The organism is Nocardia sp. MDA0666, assembly GCF_003023875.1.
GTDB lineage: Bacteria > Actinomycetota > Actinomycetes > Mycobacteriales > Mycobacteriaceae > Nocardia > Nocardia aobensis.
This window is the reverse complement of record NZ_PYHT01000017.1, coordinates 108736-124667: the sequence shown is the minus strand read 5'-3', so window position 1 is coordinate 124667 and position 15932 is coordinate 108736. Positions and strand designations below refer to the sequence as shown.

Genomic DNA, 15932 nt, shown 5'->3' with positions numbered 1-15932 from the left:
CGGGGCCCGACCGGGTGCGAACCGGAAATCTCACCGCGACCGCACCGCTGAGGTGAGAATTTTCGTCATCTGTCGATAACGTTCGGTAAATCCGTCGCAACGGCAGCTCGCCATCATCGGGGGTGTGTCGAGCGCCGAGAACTCCACGAGCACCGTCCGGACCGCGTGCTCCTACTGCGGCGTGGGCTGCGGCATCACGGTGCGGACCGAGCGCGACGCGGCCGGCGCCCCCGTCATCGCGAAGGTGAGTGGCGACAAACTGCATCCGGTCAATGCCGGACGACTGTGCACCAAGGGCGCCACCCACCTGGAATTGATGCGCGCCCCCGGACGCATGACCACGGCCCTGCACCGGCCCCGGCGCGGGCAGGAACCGGTTGAACTCGCGGTCGAGGAGGCCGTGCGGCAGGCGGCGCAGCGGTTGCGCGCCATCGTCGACGAATACGGCCCCGATGCCGTCGCGCTCTACGTCTCCGGGCAGATGACACTCGAAGCGCAGTATCTGGCGAACAAACTGGCCAAGGGCTATCTGCGCACGGTGAATATCGAATCCAATTCGCGGCTGTGCATGGCGAGTGCCGGCACCGGATACAAACAATCGCTGGGCGCCGACGGCCCGCCGGGTTCCTACGACGACCTGGACCGCGCCGACCTGTTCTTCGTGATCGGCTCGAATATGGCCGACTGTCATCCGATTCTGTTCCTGCGCATGGCCGATCGGCTCAAGGCCGGTGCCAAACTGATCGTGGTGGATCCGCGGCGCACCGACACCGCCGCCCGGGCCGACCTTTTTCTGCAGATCAGACCCGGCACCGATCTGGCGTTGCTGAACGGATTGCTGCACCTGCTGGTCGGCAACGGTGATATCGACGCCGAATTCATCGCCGCCCACACCGAGGGCTGGGAGGCGATGCCACAATTCCTCGCCGACTATCCACCGGCCCGCGTCGCCGAGATCACCGGATTGGCCGAGGACGATATTCGCACCGCCGCCGCGTGGATCGGCGCGGCCGGCGAATGGATGACGCTGTGGACGATGGGGCTCAATCAGTCCACCCACGGCACGTGGAACACCAATGCCATCTGCAATCTGCATCTGGCCACGGGCGCCATCTGCCGGCCCGGGAGCGGTCCGTTCTCGCTGACCGGGCAGCCGAATGCCATGGGCGGGCGCGAAATGGGCTATATGGGTCCCGGTTTGCCCGGGCAGCGCAGCGCGCTCGTCGACGCCGATCGCCGCTTCGCCGAAACCGCATGGCAGCTTCCGGCAGGCACCATTCGCGCCGAATCCGGACGCGGCACGATCGACATGTTCCGGGAATTGGCCGACGGCCGGATCAAGGCGTGCTGGATCATCTGCAGTAATCCGGTGGCCTCGGTGGCGAATCGCAAAACCGTCATCGCCGGTCTGGAGGCGGCGGAACTGGTGATCACCCAGGACGCCTATCTCGATACCGCGACCAATGCCTATGCCGATCTGCTGCTGCCGGCGGCGCTGTGGGCCGAAGCCGACGGCGTGATGGTCAATTCCGAACGCAATGTCACGTTGTTGCGGCATTCGGTGGAGCCGCTCGGCGCGGCGCTGCCGGATTGGGAGTGGATCGCGCGGATCGCGACGGCGATGGGATTCGAGGGATTCGACTACGCTTCCAGCGCCGAGATCTTCGACGAGATCCGCGGTTTCGCGAATTCGGCGACCGGATACGACCTGAGCGGAATGAGTTACACCGCACTGCGCGAGGGACCGATGCAGTGGCCCTGCGCCGATGCCGCGCAGCGCCGCAACCCGATTCGCTATCGCACCGGCGATGCGGGCGCGCTGGTCTTCCCCACCGCGAGCGGCCGGGCCGTGTTCTGGCCCCGGCCGCATATGGCGGCCGCCGAAATGCCCGACGACGACTATCCCTTCGTCCTGAATACCGGTCGCGTCCAACACCAATGGCACACGATGACCAAAACCGGGCGGGTCGCGAAGCTGAACAGATTGAATCCGGCGCCGTTTCTCGATGTGCATCCCGACGATGCGCGCGCGCTCGGTGTGCGCCCCGGCGATCAGATCGAAATCGCTTCTCGCCGTGGGCGAGCGGTGCTGCCCGTGCAGATCACCGATCGGGTGCGGCCGGGCGCGTGTTTCGCACCGTTCCACTGGAACGACGAACAGGGGGAATATCTGACCATCAATGCCGTGACCAACGACGCTGTGGATCCGGATTCGCTGCAACCGGAATTCAAGGCGTGCGCGGTGACGCTGCGGCGCGTCGGGCCCGCCCGGGACACTCGCGACGTCATCGACGAGGACAACCCGGGAGGCATCGAACCGGACCATCGGGTCGACGCCGCGGCCGGCAGCCCGTTGGTATCCGGCGGCGCACCCGCGTCGCATCCACTCGCCGCCATGCTGGGGCTCGATTCCGCGCCCGCGCCCATGCTCAGCGAGGCGGAGCGGATTTATCTGGGCGGATATCTGGCCGCGCTGCAATCGCTTCCGGTCCAGGGGCAGCCCGTCCTCCCGGAATCGGCGCCGCTGTCCGACCGCAGCCGCTGGTGGATCGACGGGCTGCTGGCGGGGATGTACTCGCGGGCCCCGGACTCCCCGCCCGGCGCCGACTCCCCGCCCGGCGCCGACTCCCCGCCCGGCGCCACAGCGGCAGCCCCCTCGGCGGCTCCGGCCGGCCCACAGCGACGGCCGGTGACCGTGCTGTGGGCTTCCCAGACCGGTACCGCCGAAGAATTGGCGGCGACGGTCGCGGCGGCCCTCGCCGAACACGGGCACGCGCCCCGGCTGGTCGAGATGAACGCGTGTGAACTGCCGGAACTGACCGGCGACGTCCTGTTCGTCACCAGCACCTTCGGTGACGGCGGCCCACCGGACAACGCCGCCGACTTCTGGGATCGATTGCAGGACAGCGGCACTCGCTTCCCAGGGCTCCGATATGGAATCTTCGCCCTCGGCGACTCCTCCTACGACGATTTCTGTGGCTACGGCCGCAAGGTGGATCGGCTGCTGTCCGAACGCGGTGGTGTCCGGCTGCTGGATCGCGTCGACAGCGAACCGGATCACGAGGATGCGTCGCAGAAGTGGATCACCGCGGTCCTCGCCGCCCTGGGCGACGGTCACGGGAATGCGGCCGTCGGCGACAAGGGCACCGGCGCGCCCAGCGGTAGCGATGTGGCCGCCGCGCTGAGCGGTGGCGAGGGTGTCGGTACGACCACCGACGCCGGTCGTGCCGGCGCGCCCGCGGGGCTCGGCGTCCGAGTACTCGATCGCGTCGAGGCCCGCACCGCCGCGCCCGCGCGCACCACCCGATCGGTTCCCGCGCCGTTCACCCGCAACGCCCCGGTGCTGGCACCCCTGATCCGCAACGACCTGCTGTCACGGCCCGGATCCGGTAAGGAGGTGCGGCAGTTCGGATTCGACCTGAGCGGTCTGGAGGCCGGCTACGAGGTCGGCGACAGCCTGGGCGTGTGGCCCGCGAACAGCACTGCCGCCGTGCGGAATTGGCTGGCGGCGACCGGACTCGACGGTGCCCGGCAGGTCGAGATCGACGGCCGCGACGTGCCACTGGAATCGGCACTGCGCGCGCATTTCGACATCACCAAGATCAGTGGTGATCTGCTGTCCTTCGTCGCCGCCCACAATCCCAGTCAGCAGTTGGCGAAGCTGCTGCGCCGCGACAACCGCAACGAACTGGACCGCTATCTGTGGGATCGCCATGCCGTCGACGTTCTGCGCGACTTTCCCGTGCGGGCCGATCTGGTGGAGTGGCTCGCGGTGCTGAAAAAGCTGCAACCGCGGCAGTATTCGATTTCGTCGAGCCCGCTGGTGAGTCCGCGCGAGGTGCAGCTCACCGTCGGTGTGGTGCGCTACGGCGCCGCCGACGACCCACGCGGCGGGGTGTGTTCCACCTTCCTCGCCGACCGGGACGAGACCGGTGGCGTGCCCGTATTCCTGCAGCGCGCACCGCATTTCCGGCCGCCGCTGGATCCGACCGCGCCGATGATCATGGTCGGCCCGGGCACCGGCATCGCGCCGTTCCGCGGCTTCCTGCACGAACGCCGCGCGCTGGGATGCCGAGGGCGCAACTGGTTGTTCTTCGGCGATCAGCACGCTCAGGACCACTTCTACTACCGCACCGAACTCGAGGACATGTTCCGCTCCGGGTTTCTCACCCGGCTCGACCTCGCCTTCTCGCGGGATCAGCGCGAGCGGATCTACGTGCAGCACCGCATGATCGAACACGGCGCCGAGTTGTGGTCGTGGCTGCGCGACGGCGCTCACCTGTACGTCTGCGGTGACGCCGCGCGCATGGCCCGCGACGTCGACGACGCCCTGCTGAAGATCGCCCGCATCCACGGCAACCTCGACGAGAATGCGGCGCTGGCGTTCAAGAAGCAGCTGACCGCGGAGAAACGGTATGTGCGCGATGTGTACTGAGCCGCCCGCTATGCGATCCCGATGGGCGGGTTGACCCGCGCGAAGTCCGGCAGCCGGTAGTAGGGGTAGTACGGATACGGCGGAGTCACGGCGCTGACCTTGTTCAGCCGGGCCAGTTGCTCGGGCTCGAGCTGCCAGCCGACCGCACCGAGGTTCTGACGCAGCTGTTCCTCGTTGCGGGCGCCGACGATGACCGTCGCGACGGTCGGGCGCGAGAGCAGCCAGTTCAGCGCGATCTGCGGTACGGACTTCCCGGTTTCGGCCGCGAGTTCGTCGAGCACGTCCACGACGTCGTAGAGCAGTTCATCGTCGACCGGCGGGCCGGCCTCGGCGGTGCGATGCAGGCGGCTGCCCGCCGGAAGTGGTTGTCCGCGCCGGATCTTGCCGGTCAACCGGCCCCAGCCCAGCGGGCTCCAGACCATCGCGCCGACGCCTTGGTCGCGGCCGAGCGGCATCAGTTCCCATTCGTAGTCGCGGCCTACCAGCGAGTAGTAGACCTGATGGGCGACATACCGCGGATGACCGCCGCGGTCGGCGGCAGCGAGAGATTTCATGAGCTGCCAGCCCGCGAAGTTGGAGGCGCCCAGATAGCGGATCTTCCCGGCGCGCACCAGATCCGCGAGGGTGTCCAGCACCTCCTCGACCGGGGTCGCGGCGTCGAAGGCGTGCAGCTGGAACAGATCGATGTAGTCGGTGTCGAGCCGGCGCAGCGCGGCATCGACGGCCGCGATCAGCCGGGAACGGCCCGATCCGGCCTCGGCGGCTCCTGGCCCGGTGGGCAGGCCCGCCTTGGTGGACAACAGAACTCGGTCCCGGCGGCCGCGAATCGCGCGGCCCAGAATCTCTTCCGAGGCGCCGTCGGAGTAGACGTCCGCGGTGTCGAACATCGTGACGCCGGCCTCGAGCGCCACATCGACCATCCGGCGCGCCTGCTGGGCGTCGGTATCGCCCCACGCGCCGAACAGTTCGCCCCGGCCCCCGAAGGTGCCCGCTCCGAAGCTGAGAGCGGGGACGAGCAGGCCCGAGGCACCCAATCGACGATAGTCCATGACCAACCCCTAACGGAACTGAAGTTTCATTAACACGAGAGACGATACACTCGATTCGACGCTAATGAAACTGGAGGACCGTTATGGGCTCGGACACCGCCGCACCCGGTTCGGTACGCCCGGGCGGTCGCACGGCACGCGTCCGCGAATCCGTCCTGCGTGCGGCCGGGGATCTACTGGCCGAACGCGGCTTCGCCGAACTCGACCTCGCCGAGGTCGCGGCCCGCGCGGAGGTCGGCAAGACGACCGTCTACCGCCGCTGGCGCACCCCGGCCGGGCTGATGGCGGACATGCTCACCGATATGGCGGAAACCTCACTGCCGCACGCCGATACCGGATCGCTGCGCGGCGACCTCACCGCCAACGCCCGCCTCGTCGCGCGCACCCTGACCGATCCCCGCCAGGGTCCGCTGTTCAAAGCCCTTGTCGCCGCGGCCGTCTGCGATGCGGAAACCACCGCTGCCCTGCACCGGTTCTACGACGTGCGGATCACCGAATGGGAGCCGTGCGTCACGGCCGCGGTCGAACGCGGCGAACTCGCCCCCGGAACCGATGCCCGCGCCGTGGTTTCCGCCGTCTCGGCCCCGCTGTACTACCGCTTCCTGATCTCCGGCGACCCGATCGACGATGCGGTCGCGGTGACCGCCGCGGAAGCCGCGACGACAGCCGCCACCGCAGGCCTGTTCACCCGGTGAGCGAACGGAACGCTCACACCTGCCGGTACGGGTCGCGGCCCGTCAGACCGAGCAGGCGCTCCCAATCCGACGCGTCGGCGGGTACCTCCACCACCGGGCCGAACAGCCCCGGAACGCCTTCGCGCGGCGTCTCCCGGAACTGCTCGAGCAGCACCGCCACATCCTTGTCGGCCGGCTCGAAGCGGCGACCCGTGGCACACGCCAGGTCCCAGCTGTGCATCACCACCTCGTTCAGGGCGAACCCGGCCATCGCGGGCGCGGGGGCGGTGACACCGCCCACCTCGGTATCGCCCTCCCAGGCGGCCGGATCGCGCCACGCCTCGGTGAGCGCCTTCAACTGGGTCGTGATCAGCTCGCCCCACCCCTCGGGCAGATCCGCATCCGGCGCCTGCTCCGGCGGCGCGGAGCGGCCGACGCCTTCCTTGGTGGCACCCTGGCGGAATCCCTCGGTGAATCCGAGGGTGTGGAACAGCAGATCCCGCACGCTGACCCCCGGGCTCGGGGTCGCGGCGCACAGATCGTCCGCGCCGATGCCGCTGATGATCTCTGTCATCGCATCGGTGGCGCTCTCCAGATCGAAGTGGGGTGTCGCCATGTGGTCCTCCTCCGAATACGGCCTGTACCGGCACAGGCACTCATAGAGAGGACGAGGCGGACCACCCGAATTCATCGGCGGCCGCGAACGAACGGTTGCCAGCCGCACGCGGTGAGGGCATCCTCGACAGTGCCGGATCGCGGTATCCGGCGAATCGGACCCCCGAGCGGAAGGGAGCAACCGATGACCGATCCCACCATCGACACCACCTCCGTCGATATGGTTCCGGAGGCCGACCAGCTGGACCAGAATCTCGAGGTGGCGCCGGACGAACCCGAGTTCGACACACCGGCCGTCGACCGCGAAGCCGCCGAGGCCGACCTCATCGAGCAGTCGATTCCCGTGCCGCTCGACGACGAATACGACGAACCCGAGGCCGGTTACTGAGCTGACCGGTCGCCGGTCTATTCGGTACCGATCATTCGATGCCGGCACGCACCGCGGCATGCAACTCGCGCAGGCTGGATCGCTCGGTCGCAACCTCCAGCACGCGAATGCCGTGGGCGTGCCCGGTCATTTCCACCGCCAGTTCGGCGGGGTCGACCTGCCGATGCGGAATCCGGTAGGCGGCGCACAGCGCGGCCAGATCCATCCCGTGCGGGGTGCCGAAGATGCGCTCGAAGACGCCGGCGTACTGCGGATCACCCTGTTCGAGCAGTTCGAAGATGCCGCCGCCGTCGTCGTTGGCGACCACGATGGTCAGATCCGCCGGGCGCGGCTCCCCCGGGCCGATCAGCAAGCCGGAGGCGTCGTGCAGGAAGGTCAGGTCGCCGATCAGCGCGAAGGTCCGGCCGGGATGGCTCAGGGCCGCGCCGACCGCGGTGGACACCGTGCCGTCGATACCGGCCACACCGCGGTTGGACAGCACCTTCACACCGGGACGCGGATGCGACACCAGCGCCGCGTCGCGCACCGGATTCGAGGCGCCGAGCAGTAGCTGGTCGCCCTCGCGCAGGGCGTCCATCACCACCGAGGCCACATGCAGGCCGGTCGGTTTGGGATGGCGGGCGAGTTCGGTGCGGATCGCGCGGCACGCCATCGCGTCGAGTTCGCGGCACTGCTCGAGCCACTCCGGGCGCGGTGCCCCCGAGGTGACCGCGCGGGTGCCGGTGCCGACGACATTGCCGGACACATCGGGCCAGCGCGGCCCGGTGGTCAGCGCGAAGACGGTGACATCCGGATCGGCCAGCACCTTCGACACCTGCCGATGCAGCGTCGGCCGGCCGGTGATGACGGCCTGGCGCGGCTTCAACAGGGGCAGCGCCAGCGGATGCAGGGCGGGGCCGGGCATCGCGGCGGTGGGTTCGGCGACCGTGGGCAGCTGCGCCAGCTCGGCGCGATAGCCCGCGCCGTGGCCGGAGATGACGACGGTATCGAGCGTCAGGTCGATCTCGAGCGGTACGTCCAGGGTCGCGTACTGGGTTTCGGTCCACGGCGCGTCACCGGCGCGTCCAGCCGGAATCGGCTCGCCGGCAACGGCATCGGGGACCAGCGGCTCGCGCAGCGGAATGTCGAAGTGCACGGGCCCGGCGTTGCCGGACCGGGTACCGCGCGCGGCGGCCAGGACGCGGCAGACCGCGGCCCGCCACACACTGTTCTGACTGCGGTAATCCGGTTCCGCTTCGGCCAGGCCCAGGCTGATCGCGGCCCGCACCTGACTGCCGAACAGGCCGAACTGCTCGACGGTCTGGTTGGCGCCGCTGCCCAGCATCTCGTAGGGCCGGTTGGCGCTGAGCACGATCAGCGGCTGCCGGGCGTAGTTGGCCTCCAGCACCGCGGGCCCGAGGTTGGCCACGGCGGTTCCCGAGGTCATCACCACCGGCACCGGCGCCCCGGTGGACACCGCCATGCCGACCGCGAGAAATCCGGCGGTCCGCTCGTCGATGCGCATATGCAGTCGCAGCCGCCCCGCCGCATCGGCCGCCTGCAGCGCGAAGGCCAGCGGCGCGTTGCGTGAGCCCGGGCACAGCACGACATCGCGCACACCCCCGCGCACCAGCTCGTCCACCACGACCTGGGCCTGTGCTGTCGATGGATTCACCTCCCCAGACTGTCAGACCTTCCGGCCGTAGGGGACGTCGACCCGCTCACACCGTGTTCATCGAGTTAGGTTTTGCTAACCTAATATTCATGGCCAAGCGGACCAAGTACGTCAAGCCCGAGGAGCGGCGGATCCTCACCGCCGAGGTGCTGGCGAACAAGCGGATCAGTCCGAATTTCGTGCGGGTGACGCTCGGCGGCGCCGGTCTCGCCGAGTTCACCCCGATGGGATTCGACCAGTGGTTCCGGCTCTTCCTGCCGCGCGACGGTGAACTGCGGCTGCCCTCGGCGGCGAGCAATCTCTGGTACGCGCAGTGGCTGATGATGAGCAAGGAGCACCGCCCGGTGGTGCGCAACTACACCGTGCGCGAGTTCCGGCCGGCCGGCCGGGGAGAATTCGGCGAAACAGCCGAGCTGGACATCGATTTCGCCATGCACGGCGAGCACACCCCCGCCTGCGGGTGGGCGGCGAACACCACCCCGGGCACCGCGGTAGGACTGCTCGACGAGGGCATCATGTACCAACCGCCGCACCACTGTTCGTGGTCGCTGCTGGCGGGCGACGAGAGCGCCCTGCCGGCGATCGCCGGAATTCTGCGGTCGGCGCCGCGGGATCTGCGAGGTGCGGCGTATCTGGAGATCACCCACCCCGACGATGCGCAGGATCTGGGCGAACCCGAAGGGGTCGTGGTGAATTGGCTGGTCCGCGGCGATCCGGACGCCGAGATCGGCAGTCTCGCATTGGCAGCCGCGCGAGCGGGAGACATCGCGGCGAGCGGGGTCTACGCCTTCGTGGCGGGAGAACAGAAACTGGCCTCCGGCCTGCGGCGACATCTCGCGAACGAGCGCGGAATCGCCAAGGCGGACATCACTTTCACCGGCTACTGGCGGTTCGGGAAGTCGGCGCCGGGCTGATCGGCACCGCGCGGCGCGGGTGGATTCCGACGGGACCCGCGGCGCTCACCTCGTGCCGCCGCGGCCCCCCGCCGTCCGGCATCCGGGGATCACACTCCGTCCGGATGCCGAACGACGAGGTCGCAAAACCGCAACTCAGCCGGCGTGCCGCTGGACCAGGTCGCCGACGCGCGGGAGCGCCTCGACCACATGCTTTTTCGCCGACGAACGCAGCGACGAGTACGCCTTCTTCAGCGCCGGCCGCGACGAGGCCTCGGCACGCGCGTCGGTCACCGCGAGCAGCGACTCGGCAACCTCGTCGGAGTTGGCGACCAGCAGATCGGCAAACGAGCCGCTACCCGACGCCTGGTACTGGGCCCAGTACGGTTCCAGCCGCTCGACGAACTTGGGTGCGAACGACTCCAGCGCGTCCGAGACGATGGTCGGGCTGACCTTCTTCACCGCGGCGTAGCCGCCCTTCACGGCCAGGCCCGATGCACCCCCCTTATCCGACACCTCCGCATCCAGAACCTCCTGGGCGTCGGCCAGGAAGGCCGGGCGTTTGGCGTCATCGAGCAGGGATTCAGACAGTGCTGCAACCACTTTCAGGTTCCTCCGGATAGTTTTTCGATGAGCGAGCGCGGGTAACTATACGCATCGGACGCACCGGACACACCGTCCTCCGGCCGACTACGGCTGCCAGGGCAGCAACTGCACCATGAGCCCTTCACAATCGGCGAGCAACGTTTCGGATTCGTCGCGCAGTCGCGCGGAGACGAAAGTCTTGCGCCCGTCCACCCGATCGACGGTTCCCTCGACCGTCAGCGGCGTCTCCAGCGGCGTCACCTTGCGGTAGTTGACGTGCAGAAACGCGGTGCGGCTGATCGGCCGACCGGCGTAGTGCACCAGCGAGCCGAACAGATCGTCGAACAGCAGCGGCAGCACGCCGCCGTGCACGGCGTTGTTGCCGCCGAGGTGATACCGGCGGAATTCGCCGCGCATCCGGACACCCGTGGGACCGGCCTCGGTCATCACCCACGGCGGCAGCAGCAGACTGCCGCGCCCCGGCAGCGCCGGCACCCGTCCCGACGGGCCCTGAAGTTCCGGTGCGCGATAGGGCTCGAGCAGTTCGGCCAAGGCGTTCGCCTGCGCTAGAGCCTGCCCGAACACCTCGTCGGGACAGTCGACGGAGACGGTGAGGTCCTGGAGCGTGCGCATCGCCTCCAGGAACGGCGCGTAGTTCGCACCGAGTTCGGCCTCCTCCACCTTGGGAAATCCGCCGTGCTTCTCGTACCGATCGGCATCGACCGCACTGGTGTCGATCGCCGGTTCCGCGCGCTCACTCATACCTGCACGGTAACGCCAGTTCTTACACCGTCCAACCCAACCCGTCGGTAGCTCGCCGGTTCTGCGACGTACCGGACGAACATCACATTTGCGGCGGCCGGCCCCGGCGCGGGCGAACAGCCGGTGACGGGTGGGGTGCATGATGGCTCAGGTGACGTTCAATCCGAAACTCTGGGAGCCCGTCGCGGGTTTCGAGGACCTGACCGACATCACCTATCACCGGCACATCGAGCAGGGCACCGTCCGCGTGGCCTTCGATCGCCCGGAGGTGCGCAATGCCTTCCGGCCGCACACCGTCGACGAGCTGTACCGCGCGCTCGACCACGCGCGGATGACGCCGGATGTGGGTGCGGTCCTGCTCACCGGGAACGGCCCCAGTCCCAAGGACGACGGATGGGCGTTCTGCTCCGGCGGCGATCAGCGCATCCGCGGGCGCAGCGGATATCAGTACGCCGACGGTGAGACCGCCGACACCGTGGACAAGGCCCGCGCCGGACGCCTGCACATCCTCGAGGTGCAGCGGCTGATCCGGTTCATGCCGAAGGTGGTCATCGCGCTGGTCAACGGCTGGGCGGCCGGTGGCGGGCACAGCCTGCACGTGGTCTGCGACCTCACTCTGGCCAGCCGTGAGCACGCCCGGTTCAAGCAGACCGACGCCGATGTGGGCAGCTTCGACGGCGGCTACGGCAGCGCCTACCTGGCGAAGATGGTCGGGCAGAAGTTCGCCCGGGAGATCTTCTTCCTGGGCCGCCCCTACACCGCCGAGCAGATGCACCACATGGGTGCGGTGAACGCGGTCGTCGACCACGACCGGCTCGAGGACGAGGCGCTGGAGTGGACCGCCGACATCCTCGCGAAGTCGCCGCAGGCCCAGCGCATGCTCAAATACGCGTTCAACCTGACCGACGACGGCCTGGTGGGCCAGCAGCTCTTCGCCGGTGAGGCGACCCGCCTCGCCTACATGACCGACGAGGCGGTCGAGGGCCGCGACGCGTTCCTGGAGAAGCGCGAGCCGGACTGGAGTCCCTACCCGTACCACTTCTGAGCCGGGCTTCCCGCCGGACCTCGCGAAGCGGCCACTCGGCCCGAGGTCGTCCCTCTAGGCTCGATTCGTGGACATCCTCAGCAGTCGAATCATCCTGCGGCCGAGCGATTACGAACGCACGCTGGCGTTCTACCGGGACGGGCTCGAGTTGGCGATCGCACGGGAGTACCCGGGTGGCACGGTGTTCTTCGCCGGGCAATCGCTGATCGAGGTGGCCGCGCACGGACGCGACGAGACGGCGCCGGCCGGTTTCGCGGGCGCCGTCTGGTTGCAGGTGCGCAACGCGAATATCGCGGCCACGGAATTGGCGACCCGGGGAGTCGCGCTCGATCGTCCGCCCGTGCAGGAACCCTGGGGTCTGATCGAGATGTGGCTGCGCGATCCGGACGGCGTTCCGATCGTGCTGGTGGAGGTGCCCGCCGACCATCCGATCCGGCGCGACACCCGCAAGCCCCCGGAATGACCCCGCCTTACCATCCCGGTTCGTCCGACATGTCGGGAACCTGGCCAACGCGTTAACGGATCGATAACGCACACTGGAGGCGTGACCGCCGAACTGTTCGTTCTGCTCATCGTCGTCGTCACGGCTCTCGTTTTCGACTTCACCAACGGCTTCCACGACACCGCCAACGCCATGGCGACCTCGATCGCCACCGGCGCCCTGCGCCCGCGCGCCGCGGTGCTGCTGTCGGGCGGGCTGAATCTGATCGGCGCCTTCCTCAGTGTCGAGGTGGCCGCCACCGTCGCCGAAGGCATCGTGCGCCTGGACGAGGTGGGCGGCGCCGATCTGCTCGCCATCGTCTTCGCCGGACTGGTCGGCGGCATCCTGTGGAATCTGCTCACCTGGCTGTTCGGGCTGCCGTCGAGTTCCTCCCACGCCCTGTTCGGCGGGCTCATCGGGGCCACCATCGCCGCGCTCGGCTGGAGCGGGGTGATCTGGTCGGCCGGGCAGAAGGGCGTGCTCACCAAGATCATCGTGCCCGCGGTGCTGGCGCCCGTGGTCGCCGCACTGGTCGCCTCGATCGGCACCTGGCTGGTGTACCGGATCACCCGCAGCAGCGATCAGCGAGTGGTGAACCGGAGTTTCCGATGGGGCCAGATCGGTTCGGCCTCGCTGGTGTCGCTGGCCCACGGCACCAACGACGCGCAGAAGACCATGGGCATCATCTTCCTGGCGCTCATCGCCTACGGATCGAAACAACCCAGCGACCCGTTGCCGCTGTGGGTGATCGTGGCCTGTGCGGTGGCCATCGCCGCGGGCACCTCGCTGGGCGGCTGGCGCATCATCCGGACCCTCGGCAAGGGTCTGGTCGACATCACCCCGCCGCAGGGGCTGGCGGCCGAATCCACCAGCGCCGCGATCATTCTCACCTCGGCGCATTTCGGCTTGCCGCTGTCGACCACGCAGACGGTGACGGGCGCCATCCTGGGCACGGGTATGGGCCGTCCGGGCGCCGAGGTGCGCTGGTCGGTGCTCGGGCGCATGGTGGTGGCCTGGGTCTTCACCCTCCCGCTGGCCGGGCTGGCGGGCGCGATCTGCTGGGCGCTGGCGCATCTGATCGGCGGCCTGGCCGGCGTGCTGGTGGTCTTCGCCATCCTCGTCGCGATGGCCGGCCTGATCTATCTGCGCTCGCGCCGGACCCCGGTGCACGCCGCGAACGTCAACGAGCAGTGGACGAGTCTGCCGGGCGCCGACGGCACCGGACCGGCCGTCGAAACCCGGACCGCCGGTTCGGCACCCGCCGACCCCGAGGACGCCGCCACGACCTCGGCACCGCCCGAGCCCGGAAAGCCCGGACGGACCGACGACTCCCGCGCCTCCCATCGCGCCGCAAGGAATTTCTGATGCAGACCCTGATCGACGATCTGACCGAACTGTGGCGAGTCACCGCCGCCGCCTTGCTCTTCGGGGCGGGACTGCCGGCGATCTTCGCGCTCGGGGTGCGGCTGCATTCGATCGCGGGGGCTGCGCCACAACCGGATTCCACCCGCCGGCGTGCGGCTGCGGCCTGCGCGGGGTTGTGTTATTCGGTGGTAACGCTGACCGTCATCGCCGGAGTGCTGTTCGTTGCCAGAGGTTTTCTGGCCGCGCGGCTCGGCATCCATCTGTTCGGTCAAGGCTGAGCGGCCGCACGGCGCCGCCCTGATCGTCGAAAGGACATTCGTGACCACCGAATCCGCATCGCCCCAGCAACCCGAATCGAACGAGACCACGCCGTCGGTCCTGCAGAAGGTGCTGGGCTGGCTGCGCGCCGGATATCCGCAGGGTGTGCCGCAATCCGACTATGTCGCGCTGCTGGCCGTCCTGCACCGCCGGCTCACCGACTACGAGGTGCATCTGGTGGTCGAGGAGCTGGTGCGCGAACGCGCCGGCGACGACGAGATCGCCCAGCACGAGATCGAGGCGGCGATCGCCCGAGTTGCCAAGGAGCTGCCGGGCGAGGACGATATCGCTCGAGTGGCATCGCACCTGGCAGCGGGTGGTTGGCCGCTGGCGACACCGACGTCGGACTGACCTTCTCCCCGATTCAGCGAAGGAAGTGCGGACCCGTTCACGGGTCATCGACCTCGACATGACACGATCGCGAACGTGAGCACCACCCTGCGGACCCTCCCCATGCCCACCGGAGCCGCGGTGGGTGACGTCTTGCCGCATCTGCGGGAAGCCTTGGAGGGCAACGGTCCGGCGTGGCTGCCGATCCCCACCGGCGATCGCCGGGAATCCCATCGACTCTCCAGCGCACTGCGCCCGGGTGAGGAGATCGAGGACGATGTGGCCCTCGTGGTCACCACCTCCGGCACCACCGGCGTCCCCAAGGGCGCGATGCTCACCTCGGCCGCCCTGCGCGCCAGCGGCGATGCCACCCACGAGCGGCTCGGCGGGCCGGGCCAGTGGTTGCTGGCGCTGCCGACCCACCACATCGCCGGGGTGCAGGTGCTGTTGCGCAGCATCCAGGCGGGCGTCGAACCGGCGGTGCTGGACGTCTCGGGTGGTTTCCTACCCGGCGGGCTGGCGACGGCGGTGGCCGGGATGACCGGACCCCGGCGCTACACCTCGCTGGTGCCCACGCAGCTCATCAAGGCCCTCGACGATCCGGTCGGCGCGCAGGCGCTCGCCGAGCTGGACGCGGTACTGGTCGGCGGCGCGGCGACACCGAAGCCGGTACTCGACCGGGCCCGCGCGGCCGGGATCAACGTGGTCCGCACCTACGGCATGAGCGAGACCTGCGGCGGCTGCGTCTACGAGGGCGTGCCGCTGACGGGTGCGAAAGTGCGCATCGAGGACGGGCGGGTGCTGCTGGGCGGGGCCATGCTGGCCAAGGGCTATCGCGGCATCCCCGACCACCCGGCGTTCGCCGAGCCCGGCTGGTTCCGCACCGAGGACGCCGGCACCTTCGACGACGGCGTGCTGACCATCACCGGCCGCCTGGACGAGGCGATCATGACCGGTGGCCTGCTGGTGATCCCGCAGGTCGTCGAGGCCGTGCTCGCCACCCATCCGGCGATCAACGAGGCCGTGGTGCTGGGTCTGCCCGATCCGCGGCTGGGCCAGCGGGTGGCGGTGGCGGTGGTGCCCAATCCGGGCACGACACCCACGCTGGACGAATTGCGCGCGCACGTGGTGGCAGAGCTCGACCCGATCGCGGCCCCGCGGGAACTGGCGATCCTCGACGAGATTCCGATGCGCGGTCCCGGCAAGCCGAATCGCGTGAAGCTGCGCGAGCACCTGCTGGAGCAGGCGGCTCACTGACCGCTCCGCAGTGACACCGCTCACACCGCCACTGTCCTGATCGTCGCTCCCACCTGCGGCGATGCCTCCGCTTGCGTGGGC

General features: G+C 69.0%; 15 protein-coding genes. 10 read left to right on the top strand and 5 right to left on the bottom strand.

Annotated features, from left to right (window positions below; translation table 11 throughout):
- Positions 1-124: 124 nt before the first annotated feature.
- On the top strand, positions 125-4435 hold the full coding sequence (locus C8258_RS22625; RefSeq protein ID WP_233225264.1) for a bifunctional nitrate reductase/sulfite reductase flavoprotein subunit alpha: 4311 nt from the start codon (positions 125-127) through the stop codon (positions 4433-4435).
- Between the two features lie 8 nt (positions 4436-4443).
- Here C8258_RS22625 and C8258_RS22620 read toward each other — a convergent pair whose 3' ends face one another.
- Positions 4444-5484 (bottom strand): aldo/keto reductase, encoded by a 1041-nt coding sequence (locus C8258_RS22620; RefSeq protein ID WP_106956903.1) that lies wholly within the window; start codon positions 5482-5484, stop codon positions 4444-4446.
- An 83-nt stretch (positions 5485-5567) separates the two neighbouring features.
- Here C8258_RS22620 and C8258_RS22615 point away from each other — a divergent pair, with 83 nt between their 5' ends.
- Positions 5568-6179, top strand: a complete 612-nt coding sequence (locus tag C8258_RS22615; protein WP_106956902.1) for a TetR/AcrR family transcriptional regulator — start codon at positions 5568-5570, stop codon at positions 6177-6179.
- A 13-nt stretch (positions 6180-6192) separates the two neighbouring features.
- Here the strand turns inward: C8258_RS22615 and C8258_RS22610 are convergent, their stop codons facing one another.
- Entirely contained in the window at positions 6193-6774 is a 582-nt protein-coding gene (locus tag C8258_RS22610; RefSeq protein WP_106956901.1) for a TIGR03086 family metal-binding protein, read from the bottom strand.
- 183 nt (positions 6775-6957) lie between these two features.
- On the opposite strand from C8258_RS22610, the gene C8258_RS22605 reads away from it, so the two are divergent.
- A complete protein-coding gene (locus C8258_RS22605) occupies positions 6958-7161 on the top strand; it encodes a hypothetical protein (RefSeq protein ID WP_036505907.1) in 204 nt (67 codons plus the stop codon).
- Positions 7162-7192: 31 nt separating this feature from the next.
- On the opposite strand, the gene menD is transcribed toward C8258_RS22605, so the two are convergent.
- Entirely contained in the window at positions 7193-8815 is a 1623-nt protein-coding gene (gene menD / locus C8258_RS22600) for a 2-succinyl-5-enolpyruvyl-6-hydroxy-3-cyclohexene-1-carboxylic-acid synthase (RefSeq protein ID WP_063065445.1), read from the bottom strand.
- 89 nt (positions 8816-8904) lie between these two features.
- Between menD and C8258_RS22595 the strand changes: the two genes are divergently transcribed.
- Positions 8905-9729 carry a siderophore-interacting protein gene (locus C8258_RS22595; RefSeq protein ID WP_106956900.1) on the top strand — a complete coding sequence of 275 codons (825 nt, stop codon included), beginning with the start codon at positions 8905-8907 and terminating at the stop codon, positions 9727-9729.
- 135 nt (positions 9730-9864) lie between these two features.
- Here C8258_RS22595 and C8258_RS22590 read toward each other — a convergent pair whose 3' ends face one another.
- Positions 9865-10311 carry a hypothetical protein gene (locus tag C8258_RS22590; RefSeq protein WP_036505933.1) on the bottom strand — a complete coding sequence of 149 codons (447 nt, stop codon included), beginning with the start codon at positions 10309-10311 and terminating at the stop codon, positions 9865-9867.
- Between the two features lie 87 nt (positions 10312-10398).
- The gene (locus tag C8258_RS22585) at positions 10399-11055 is read right to left on the bottom strand and encodes a PaaI family thioesterase (RefSeq protein WP_106956899.1); all 657 of its coding nucleotides are present in this window, start codon (positions 11053-11055) and stop codon (positions 10399-10401) included.
- A gap of 142 nt (positions 11056-11197) precedes the next feature.
- Between C8258_RS22585 and C8258_RS22580 the strand changes: the two genes are divergently transcribed.
- The 6 genes from C8258_RS22580 (at position 11198) to menE (ending at position 15851) form a co-directional block, all read left to right on the top strand.
- Entirely contained in the window at positions 11198-12100 is a 903-nt protein-coding gene (locus C8258_RS22580) for a 1,4-dihydroxy-2-naphthoyl-CoA synthase (protein WP_199195818.1), read from the top strand.
- Positions 12101-12167: 67 nt separating this feature from the next.
- Positions 12168-12563, top strand: a complete 396-nt coding sequence (locus tag C8258_RS22575) for a VOC family protein (protein ID WP_106956898.1) — start codon at positions 12168-12170, stop codon at positions 12561-12563.
- An 81-nt stretch (positions 12564-12644) separates the two neighbouring features.
- On the top strand, positions 12645-13946 hold the full coding sequence (locus C8258_RS22570; RefSeq protein WP_106956897.1) for an inorganic phosphate transporter: 1302 nt from the start codon (positions 12645-12647) through the stop codon (positions 13944-13946).
- Positions 13946-14224, top strand: coding sequence for a hypothetical protein (locus C8258_RS22565; RefSeq protein ID WP_036505940.1), 279 nt, complete (start codon positions 13946-13948; stop codon positions 14222-14224). The genes C8258_RS22570 and C8258_RS22565 overlap by 1 nt, the downstream gene beginning before the upstream one ends.
- A 40-nt stretch (positions 14225-14264) precedes the next feature.
- Positions 14265-14615, top strand: a complete 351-nt coding sequence (locus C8258_RS22560; RefSeq protein WP_083871302.1) for a DUF3349 domain-containing protein — start codon at positions 14265-14267, stop codon at positions 14613-14615.
- 102 nt (positions 14616-14717) lie between these two features.
- Positions 14718-15851 (top strand): o-succinylbenzoate--CoA ligase, encoded by a 1134-nt coding sequence (gene menE, locus C8258_RS22555; RefSeq protein ID WP_106956937.1) that lies wholly within the window; start codon positions 14718-14720, stop codon positions 15849-15851.
- The last annotated feature ends 81 nt before the right edge of the window (positions 15852-15932 follow it).